This window comes from candidate division KSB1 bacterium, from assembly GCA_022562085.1.
In the GTDB taxonomy this organism is placed as follows: domain Bacteria; phylum Zhuqueibacterota; class Zhuqueibacteria; order Oceanimicrobiales; family Oceanimicrobiaceae; genus Oceanimicrobium.
In genome coordinates this window covers 1-2,145 of record JADFPY010000490.1, presented here as the reverse complement: position 1 = coordinate 2,145, position 2,145 = coordinate 1, and the positions used below count along the sequence as shown (strand labels likewise).

2 protein-coding genes are annotated in these 2,145 nt (G+C 46.0%); one reads left to right on the top strand and one right to left on the bottom strand.

Translation table 11 applies throughout. The features are described 5' to 3' along the window. Positions 1-461 precede the first annotated feature (461 nt). Complete coding sequence (locus tag IH879_22635; GenBank protein ID MCH7677725.1) at positions 462-1,730, top strand: hypothetical protein; 1,269 nt, start codon at positions 462-464, stop codon at positions 1,728-1,730. 222 nt (positions 1,731-1,952) lie between these two features. Here the strand turns inward: IH879_22635 and IH879_22630 are convergent. Beyond that, positions 1,953-2,145: hypothetical protein (locus IH879_22630; protein MCH7677724.1), on the bottom strand; the 193-nt coding region annotated here is incomplete at its 5' end.

The following is a 2,145-nucleotide window of genomic DNA, read 5'->3' as shown; positions in this document are numbered from 1 at the left end:
GGGTCCGCTAACGTCCCTATCGGTAACTTATTATGGCGGTCAAGGTGGCCTCCCCAGTATGGATGGACGGTTCCAGTTCAGGATCACTGGCCATGGGCACTATGAAACCTTTATCCCCACTACCGAAATTGTTCGACCTTGATTTCTACCTAAAAAATATCCTTTTCCGTAAACAGTCTGTCGGGTAAGCCTCGGCGACGCCAAGGGTGCACCCTAGCGGACTGTGCGAATCTGTGGCCAATAATTTGCATCTGCGCCGCGCGCACATTATAAAAAAAAACAAAACGTCCCCACTCCATCGCAGAAGCAGGGGCCGGAGGAGATGCTCTCTGGCCAGCCGAGTCGTGCTTCCCCTTAGTAGGCTCATCTTTACATTTCCGTTGACTTTATTGCAGCGCTGGTTTATCTTTTGACTCATCTTAAGCAAAGGCAGAACTCGTCGCAGCGCAGGAGCACGTTAATTGAAATACATGAAACAAGTTGCAGGCGCAGGTATTATTCTCCTTTTTGGCCTCGGAACTTCGAATAGCTATTCTCAAGTGGAACCGGATAGTTTGCAAGCGCGGTTAAGCGACGCGCCGAGAGTCTTTCTCGATTGTAACCGGTGCGATCACGACTACATCCAAACGGAGATCACTTTTGTCAATTACGTCAGGGACCGAAAACAAGCACAAGTTCACGTTCTAGTCACGACACAAAGAACCGGCAGCGGAGGACGCGAATATACGCTCACATTTATCGGCAGAGAAAAATTCATCGGCATGGCAGACACTCTGAAATTTGTTTCGGGAAATACGGACACGGGAAATGACATCAGGCAAGGTTATGTCACAACCTTGAAGCTCGGTCTCGTGCGCTTTGCGGCCAAGACGCCGGTTGCGCAGCAAATTTCCATCTCACATCAAAAACAAGAAGTCGGGGCGGCAGAGGTTAAAGACAAGTGGAATCATTGGGTATTTCGTATTTCAGCGCGCGGTTTTTTTTCCGGCCAAAAACAAAGCAGCTCACTCTCTATTGGTGGCTCTTTCTCGGCAAGTCACGTTACCGACAACTGGAAAATTAGATTATCGCCTCGTGCTGATTATAGCCGAAGAAGTTTTACAATCGACGACGAAACACAATCACTCCCCGACCACAGCTATGGCTTTTCCAGCACGTTCGTAAGAAGTATTAATGAGCACTGGTCCGTGGGCTCTTTTCAAGGCGTTTCCTCCTCGACGTTCAGTAACACAAAACTCCAAGTCGCCTTCACTCCGGCGTTTGAATACAATCTCTTCCCTTACTCAGAATCCACCCGAAGAGAGCTCAGATTTTTGTACAGGATCGGAGCCAGAAAAATTCAATATCGCGAGGAAACTATTTTTGATAAAACAGAGGAGACACTGCTGGGACATGAGTTATCGGTGACATTAGAAACCACACAAACCTGGGGATCGATCGAATTCAGCCTTGAAGGCTCCAACTTTTTTCACGATTTTAGCAAGAACCGTTTGACTTTTTTCGCTGAACTGGAAATGCGTCTATTCAAAGGATTTTCATTAACTCTGGTTGGAAGCTATTCGAGGATTCGGGATCAATTGTCTCTGACCAAAGGTGATGCCGAAACCGAAGATGTCTTACTATTGAGAAGAGAACTTGCAACCTCATTTGAGTATTTTAGTTTTGTCAGATTAAGCTATACTTTTGGTTCTATTTTCAGTAGTGTGGTAAATTCACGTTTCGGGAATTGAAGGAACTAAAATTTGCAAAAGATGGACCGGCGTTTATTCAGACCGTTGAGAATAAGAATTGACAAAACCATAACAAATCGATCCACCTGACATTTTTCCGCTTCGTTCAAAAATGCAGGTGAACTCAGTCGTTTAGATTTTAAAGGAAAATCCAGACCGGTTCGGTTATTGAACTTTTTCGGATATGTCTAAAAAACGTTCTTTTATTGAATACCCTGAGGCTCAATGAGCCAATGATTGTAACAACTTTTCCCCGCTTTCAAAGGTAATCCTGTATATTTTGGGTCGCCCTGAAAAAGCACCGAAACCCACATCGAGAACCACGGTCATGAAGCGTTTTTTAGGGTCCGGGGTGACGGCCACAATGTGGGCGGGGTTAACCCAGGTCTCGTCGGCTCTTTCTGATTCGTGCAGG